Annotated in this window: 7 protein-coding genes and 1 pseudogene; 1 reads left to right on the top strand and 7 read right to left on the bottom strand. The window is 31.0% G+C overall.

Annotation, left to right across the window (positions count from 1 at the left end; all coding sequences use genetic code 11):
* Window positions 1-512: gamma carbonic anhydrase family protein (locus tag L6Q46_RS11260; RefSeq protein ID WP_291284385.1), on the top strand; the 512-nt coding region annotated here is incomplete at its 5' end.
* Here the strand turns inward: L6Q46_RS11260 and murI are convergent.
* The 7 genes and pseudogenes from murI to ppnK all read right to left on the bottom strand — a co-directional run.
* The gene (gene murI / locus L6Q46_RS11255) at window positions 513-1,292 is read right to left on the bottom strand and encodes a glutamate racemase (protein WP_111566143.1); all 780 of its coding nucleotides are present in this window, start codon (window positions 1,290-1,292) and stop codon (window positions 513-515) included. It lies immediately after the preceding gene.
* A gap of 74 nt (window positions 1,293-1,366) precedes the next feature.
* Window positions 1,367-1,873: an OmpH family outer membrane protein gene (locus L6Q46_RS11250; RefSeq protein ID WP_111566142.1), complete on the bottom strand. Its 507-nt coding sequence runs from the start codon at window positions 1,871-1,873 to the stop codon at window positions 1,367-1,369.
* Window positions 1,874-1,897: 24 nt separating this feature from the next.
* The gene (locus L6Q46_RS11245; RefSeq protein WP_291284384.1) at window positions 1,898-2,914 is read right to left on the bottom strand and encodes an OmpH family outer membrane protein; all 1,017 of its coding nucleotides are present in this window, start codon (window positions 2,912-2,914) and stop codon (window positions 1,898-1,900) included.
* Between the two features lie 115 nt (window positions 2,915-3,029).
* The gene (gene bamA, locus L6Q46_RS11240) at window positions 3,030-5,759 is read right to left on the bottom strand and encodes an outer membrane protein assembly factor BamA (RefSeq protein WP_291284383.1); all 2,730 of its coding nucleotides are present in this window, start codon (window positions 5,757-5,759) and stop codon (window positions 3,030-3,032) included.
* On the bottom strand, window positions 5,689-6,432 hold the full coding sequence (locus tag L6Q46_RS11235; protein ID WP_291284382.1) for an isoprenyl transferase: 744 nt from the start codon (window positions 6,430-6,432) through the stop codon (window positions 5,689-5,691). Before L6Q46_RS11235 ends, bamA begins: the two co-directional genes overlap by 71 nt.
* A gap of 1 nt (window position 6,433) precedes the next feature.
* Window positions 6,434-7,117 (bottom strand): DUF6089 family protein, encoded by a 684-nt coding sequence (locus L6Q46_RS11230; protein ID WP_291284381.1) that lies wholly within the window; start codon window positions 7,115-7,117, stop codon window positions 6,434-6,436.
* A 120-nt stretch (window positions 7,118-7,237) separates the two neighbouring features.
* Window positions 7,238-7,346 (bottom strand): annotated as a pseudogene (gene ppnK, locus L6Q46_RS11225) (NAD(+) kinase); the annotation flags it as partial.

Below are 7,346 nucleotides of genomic sequence, written 5' to 3'. Positions count from 1 at the left end.
TGTTAATTAAAGAGGTAAACGGGAATTATCCACAAATCCCTGAAGATTGTTACGTAGCCGAGAATGCTACAATTGTTGGAGAAGTTACTTTTGGGTCTAATTGTAGTGTTTGGTTTAATGCGGTTATTAGAGGTGATGTTAATTCAATAACAATAGGAAACAAAGTAAATATCCAGGATGGAGCAGTTGTTCATTGTACTTATCAAAAACATCCTACTGTTATTGGTAATAATGTTTCAATAGGACATAATGCCATTGTACATGGTTGTACTATAAAAGACAATGTTTTAATCGGAATGGGAGCTATTGTAATGGATAATTGTGTTATTGAAAGTAATTCAATTGTAGCTGCGGGTTCCGTTATTACGCAAAATACAGTTGTAGAATCGGGTTGTATTTATGCAGGAGTTCCAGCAAAGAAAGTTAAGGATATTGATCAAAGTGATTTTGCTGGAGAAATTGAACGCATTTCAAATAACTACGTTATGTATTCAGGTTGGTTTAAAGATTAACTAAAAATTCTTATAAAGCACTTTTTCATTATGATTTAAGATAGTTTCTAAAACTTCAGGCTCGCTATTTGTATAGAATATTTGAGAGCTTTTTTCTTTTGATACATTTAGTAAATGGTTTTGCTCTAATATCTTATGCGTTTGCTTTGCTACCGCTTCTCCAGAATCAATAATTTTGATGTGTTGCGGTAGTATTTTTTGAATTTGAGGAATTAAATAAGGATAGTGACTACACCCTAAAACTAAATAATCAATATTTTTTTCAATCATTGGTTTTAGGTAACTTTTTAATAGTTCTTCCATTTCTGGGGAATTGATATCGCCGTTTTCTATTAGTTGAACTAATCCGTGACCTATTTGCTCAATTATTTTGACTTCTGGGTGGTTTTCTACACTTTTATGAAATAATTCGCTATTAAGCGTTCCTTTTGTGGCTAAAATTCCAATGGTTTGTGTTTTCGATTGTAATGCTGCAGGTTTAATTGCAGGTTCGATACCAATGAATGGAATGTCGTATTTAGCTCTTAATTCTTTTATAGCATTGGTTGTTGCGGTATTGCAAGCAACAACAATAATTTTGCAATTTTTTTCTAAAAGAAATTCCGTGTTCTTACAGCTAAGTGCTATAATTTCATCCTTAGATTTTAAGCCATAAGGAGCATTTTTACTATCTGCCAAATAAATGGTGTTCTCATTAGGCATTAAAGCATGTACTTCTTTCCAAATAGAAGTGCCACCAATGCCCGAATCAAATAAACCTATAGGATTTTCATTTTTCATAAGAACAAAAATAAAAAAAAACTGCTCAATCCAAATTTAGATTGAGCAGTTTTTAAAATTCTAAGTTGAATTAATTAGAAACCTAATTCTTTTTTTACGTCAGCTAATAAGTCAATTCCACCTTCAGCAAACAAAACTCCTGAACCAGTTGTAGCATCTAAAACATAGTTAACACCTTTTGCTTTTGCTACTTTTTGAATTGCTTTTTGAGCTTTTTCCATAATAGGTTTAATTAAGTCCATTTCTTTTTGACCTAATTCTTTTTTAGCTGTTTGTTCAAATTGTTGAATACGGCTACCCATGTCTTGCATTTCTTTAGAACGAGTTTCGTTTAAAGCGTCACCAGCAGTTGGAGCTTCTTGCTCGTATTTTTGTAATTTAGTTTGGTATTCTGCTACCATGTTTTTGTAATCTTTATCGTAAGTCTCCTGAATTTTTTTCATTTGATCTTGTGCCGTTTTCATTTCAGGCATTGTAGTCATTAAGGCTTGTACGTCTATATGAGCAACTTTTGTTTGAGCTGAAACCTGTGTTCCAATGAAAAGTACGATTGCGATTGCTAAAGTTTTTAATTGTTTCATTTTTAATTGTAAAATTTAAGTTATTTAATCTTTATTCTCTGTTTCTGTTTTTTGTTCTTTTGCTTTTTTTGCAGCTTCTTTGTCTGCAGCTATTTTTTTCTTTTTATCTTCTATAGCTTTTTTGCGCTCTTCTAATTTTTTATTTCTATCGTCAATTGCTTTTTGTCTAATTTCAGCTGGCGTAGGTTTTTTTTCTTCGGTGGTAACTTTTTCTTCACCACTATCTTTTACTTCTTCTTTGTTGTCTGCCTCTTTATTGTCTTCAGAAGATTTATTTTCAATTACTGTGCCATTTTTTTTAGCATTACGTTCTTCAAGTAATTTTTTTCTTTTCTCTGCAGCATCTGCTTTCTTTTGTTCGATATCTAATTTGCGTTCTTCAATTAGTTTTTCTCTTGCTGCTTTTTTCTCATCTAAGATTCTTTGTCTTTCTGTATAAGCAGGATTTTCTTCAAGAGATTCTTCCAAAGCATCTTTTGCTTCTTGAGCTTTTAGCTGTTTTTTTGTCATTTCTTCTCTTTTTTGAGAAGCTGCTAGTTTTTTTACTACATAATCACTTATGTCGTATTTTTGAGCAGCAAATAACATCGTTAAATCTGAAGATTTGTCAAAAATAAAATCGTATTTTCTTTGTTCGGCAACATCTTGAACAATTGTAAAAATTTGATCTTGAATAGGTTTAACTAAAACAGATTTTTGAATAATTAAATCACCTTGAGGTCCAAAACGCTTTTCTTGATATTCAAGAAGTTCTTTTTCTAAGTGTCCAATTTCTTCTTCTCTTTCTTCAATTAATTCTTTAGTTAATAAAACGCGTTCTGTTTTTAAAGCGTCTTTTAACTTTGTTATTTCGGTCTTTTTAACTTCTATTTCTTGCTTCCATTTTTGTGCTTTTTGTTCTAATTGATTGTTTGCATCAGCATAATCAGGCACTTTTTCTAAGATATATTCCATATCTATATAACCAATTTTAACTCCTCTAGCTGTTTGTGCATTAGAAGAAAAAGAGATTAAAGCAAGTATAAATAATAGTTTTTTCATTTCAATTTAATTTTGTTTAGTGGTTGAATCTGTTTTTGATTCTACTTTAATAAATGTCAAACGCAATAAATGATAAAATATTTTTACGAATTTAACAAAAAAGTACTAACAAACCTTAAAATTGTTGTCCAATAATAAAGTGTGTTTGCCAACCACTTTTAGCTGTTTCTCCTGGGATAGCATCAAAACCGTGTGCAAAATCAATTCCTAATAACCCAAATGCTGGCATAAATACACGTAAACCAACACCTGCAGAACGTTGAAGTTTAAAAGGATTGTATTGTTTAAACGTATCGAATGCAGAACCTGCTTCTAAGAAACTTAAAGCGTAAATTGAAGCCGACTGATTTAAGGTGATTGGATATCTTAACTCTAATGAAAATTTGTTATAAATTGTTCCTCCATCTTGAGATGATAATGAGTTGTTTGGATATCCTCTTAATTGAATTACTTCTCTACCGTCTAATGCAAAGTTTGCTAGACCATCACCTCCAAGGAAGAATCTTTCAAAAGGTACTAAACCTCTATCTGAGTTGTATGCTCCCATGAAACCAAATTCAGCATTAGTTCTTAAGACTAGCTTTTCATATACTCTAGTGTACCAGTCTGCTTTAAATTTAATTTTATAATATTCTAACCAGTTAAATCTTTTTTGGTCTACTTTTCCCTGATCAACTGCTGCATCTGCTGGATCGGAAACTGCAAAAACAGATGTTATATTACCGTTTGCATCATAATTTGCTCCAATGTAATCACCTTCGATAGGTAATTGGTCATTAACTGCAATAGGTGTATAGACACCTTCTACATAACGCAATTTATATTCGTTTAAATTTTTTAAATTACCATAATCTACACCATTAAATAGAGAATAGGGTAATGTAAATTTACCAGAAATACTAAATTCAGAACCTGTGGTTGGGAAAATTGGATTAACTCCTTTACTATTTCTTGATAAACCAATAGTGTAGGCTAAGTTTCTTGATGCTCCATCTCCAAAAGTAAATAATCCCGTTCTGTAATTATTTAAATCATAGTATTGGAATGAAAGCGATTGTGATAATACAAAATAGTCATCTGGAACAGTAAGTCTTTTAGCAATTCCAACCGAAAGTGATGTAATATTGAAACTTTGACTTCTGTCAACATCTCTAGATCTGAAATTGTATAAGAATTGTTTACTGTGTGATAATGATGTTGAGAAACTCACAGGTTTTTTACCTCCAAACCATGGTTCAGAGAAAGATAAACTATATGTTTGAAAGTATGAACTTCCTTGTAAACGCAATGCCATTTTTTGACCATCTCCCATAGGAAGGGGTTTGTAAGCATCTTTTTTAAACATTTTTCGAGCAGAGAAGTTATTGAACGATAGTCCTAACGTTCCAATAAATCCACCACCACCATAACCACCTTGTAATTCTATTTGGCTTGAACCTTTTTCTACAACACTGTACTCAATATCAACAGTTCCAGCTTGTGGGTCAACATTTTTAAAATCAGGTTTAATAGCTTCTGGGTCGAAGAAACCTAATTGTCCAATTTCACGAATAGATCGTATTAAATCTTCTTTGCTGTACTTTTGTCCAGGTTTTGTTCTTAATTCTCTATAAATTACGTGGTCGTTAGTTTTGTCATTTCCTACAACAGTAATTTTGTTGAAATAGGCAATTGGACCTTCTGTAATTCTAATTTCAAAATCAATTGTGTCATTTTCAGTTCTTACCTCAACTGGGTTGATGCTTGAAAATAAATAACCATTGTTTTGGTATAAGTTTGTTAAATCTTCTCCATCTGGTTTTGATTGGTCCGCAATTCTTTTTTGAAGTAAGGTTCCATTATAAACGTCCCCTTTTTTAATACCTAAAAGCGTATTAAGTTGGCGTTCTGTATATATTGTGTTTCCAAGATAGCGAATATCTCCAAAGTAATATTTTCTTCCTTCTTCTAATTTTACTTTAATTGATACGGTATTAGATTTTTTATCATAGGTAACAGAATCGTAAATAATTCGGGCATCTCTATTTCCTTTTTCTTTGTACTTATCAATTACGGCAGTTAAATCTTCTTTGTATTTTTCTTTTATAAATTTCGATTTTTTGTAGAATCGAACAAAATTACGTTGTTTGGTATTTTTAAAAGCTTTTTTAAGTTTTGAATCGCTCAACTGTTCGTTGCCTTCAAAATCTATACTTTTTACTTTTACTTTGTTGCCTTTGTCAATATTTACCACCATTTTAACTTCGTTACCTAAGCTGTCAGGAATGGTGTTGATTGCAACTTTTGCTTGATAATATCCTTCTTTTTTATACTTGTTTTCGAAGTAATTTTTTGTAGTTGTAATTAAATTTTCGTTAACAATCTTACCTTTTTTTAAGTCGGCATCTTTAATTAGTTCTTCAATTTTTCCTTTTTTTACACCTTGAATTTTAACTTCAGATAATTTAGGAAGTTCATTAATATTAAGTTCTAAAAAGATACTATCTCCTTCAATTTTATTAACATAAAAATTTACATCAGAGAATAATCCTAATTTCCATAATTTTTTAATGGCAGCACTAATGTCTTCTCCAGGAACAATTATTTGTTGTCCTTTTTCTAATCCAGTGAAAGTAGTAACGGTTTGTTCGTTATAACTGATTTTTCCGGTAACATCAATTTTAGCTAATATATATGATTTTCCACTTTCTAATTTTGTTTCTTGAGCAAAAAGCGAAGAGCTGAATAGTAATGTAAATAATGTAAATAATGGTAATCCTTTTTTCAACATTTTTTTAAGGTATAATTTGTTCGCTTGTTTTTCCAAATCGGCGTTCACGTTTTTGATAACTAATAATTGCTTCATACAAATGGGTTTCTGAAAAATCTGGCCAAAGTACATCTGTAAAATAGAACTCGGCGTAAGCTATTTGCCATAAAAGGAAATTGCTTATTCTATGTTCGCCACTTGTTCTAATTACCAAATCTACATCGGGTAAATTGTGTGTGTAAAGATGCTGATTAATAATTGATTCGTCAATAGCCTCTTCAGAAATTATATTATTTTTAACTTTGTTCGATATTTTTTTAACAGCTTGAATAAGTTCTTCTCTAGCACCATAACTAAGTGCTAATGTTAGTGTCATCCTAGTGTTTTCTGCTGTTTTGCTAATTACTTCTTGTAATTCTTTTTGAACGCTATCGGGTAAATTTGTTAAATTTCCAATGGCATTTAATTTGATATTATTGCTTTGTAAAGTCTTAATTTCCTTTTTTAGCGAAGAAACTAATAGCTTCATTAATGTGTCAACTTCCATTTTTGGACGATTCCAGTTCTCAGTAGAGAAAGCATATAAAGTAAGGTTTTGGACTCCTAATTTTGCGCAGCTTTCAACTGTTTTTCTTACTGATTTTGTGCCACTTTCGTGTCCAAGAGCTCTAAGTAATCCTTTTTGTTTTGCCCATCTGCCATTTCCATCCATGATAATTGCTAGATGTTGTGGAAGTTGGTCTTTATTTATTTTATCTAATAATTCCATCTTATTCTGCACAAAAACATGGGTTTTGCCCAAATGTGTAAGTTAACGTTAATCCAGTAAATACATACCAGTCATTACTGTTTTTATTTCCAAAACGTAAGCTCTCAAAATTGTCATTTTCAGGATTGCTTCCATCTAAATTATCTGTAAAGGTATATCTAAAACCAACTTCTGCTCCAATAATAAAGTTGCGAAATAATCGAGCTTTGACTCCTAGAACCATTGGGATTGCAAAAGTACTATCTTGGTAGTCTACTTTGCTATTGTTGTCTAAAATGTAAATTTCATCATAGATAAAATAGCTCAAACCAGAATAAACATAAGGAGATATTTTTGGATCACCATCATGCAAATCAAAATCCATAAAATTGAATTCTAAACCAGCTGAAAACTCTTTTACGCTATTTTCAAATGAATTTCCTCTTAAGTTTCTACTAGGTACATCACTATCTATGTCTTTAGAAGATAGTTTTCCTTGCGTGTATGAAAATCTATAAGCATGTCTCGGACTTCTATTCCACTTATATAATATCCCAATTGAAGGTTCGCTTGGAGCAATATAATCTGTTGGTCCAATATCTCCAATATAGTTTGTTCCTCCAACAAATACTCCCAATTCATTGATTTGAGAATAAACGTTGAAACCACAGAAAATCAGTAATATATAGAATAAAAAGTGCTTCATTTTTTAAAATAGTTTGCAAATATAACAATATTGACTTCTTATCCCTATTTTATGGGATTTTTTTGTTGTCGTTTAATAGGCTAAAAACGTTAAAAAATGAAAAATGATATAAATAGAGTGTTAATTTCTTTTGTCTTCTCCCCAAAGTAATTTTTTTCTAATCGTATTTAAAAAAGATTCTTCTTTAAATTCAATTATCGAAATGGTAAAAGGCGATTTTTTTATTCGA

This window comes from Flavobacterium sp., assembly GCF_023151265.1.
In the GTDB taxonomy this organism is placed as follows: Bacteria; Bacteroidota; Bacteroidia; order Flavobacteriales; family Flavobacteriaceae; genus Flavobacterium.
Note: the sequence above shows the minus strand (reverse complement) of the source record. Positions and strands in the feature narration are given on the sequence as shown.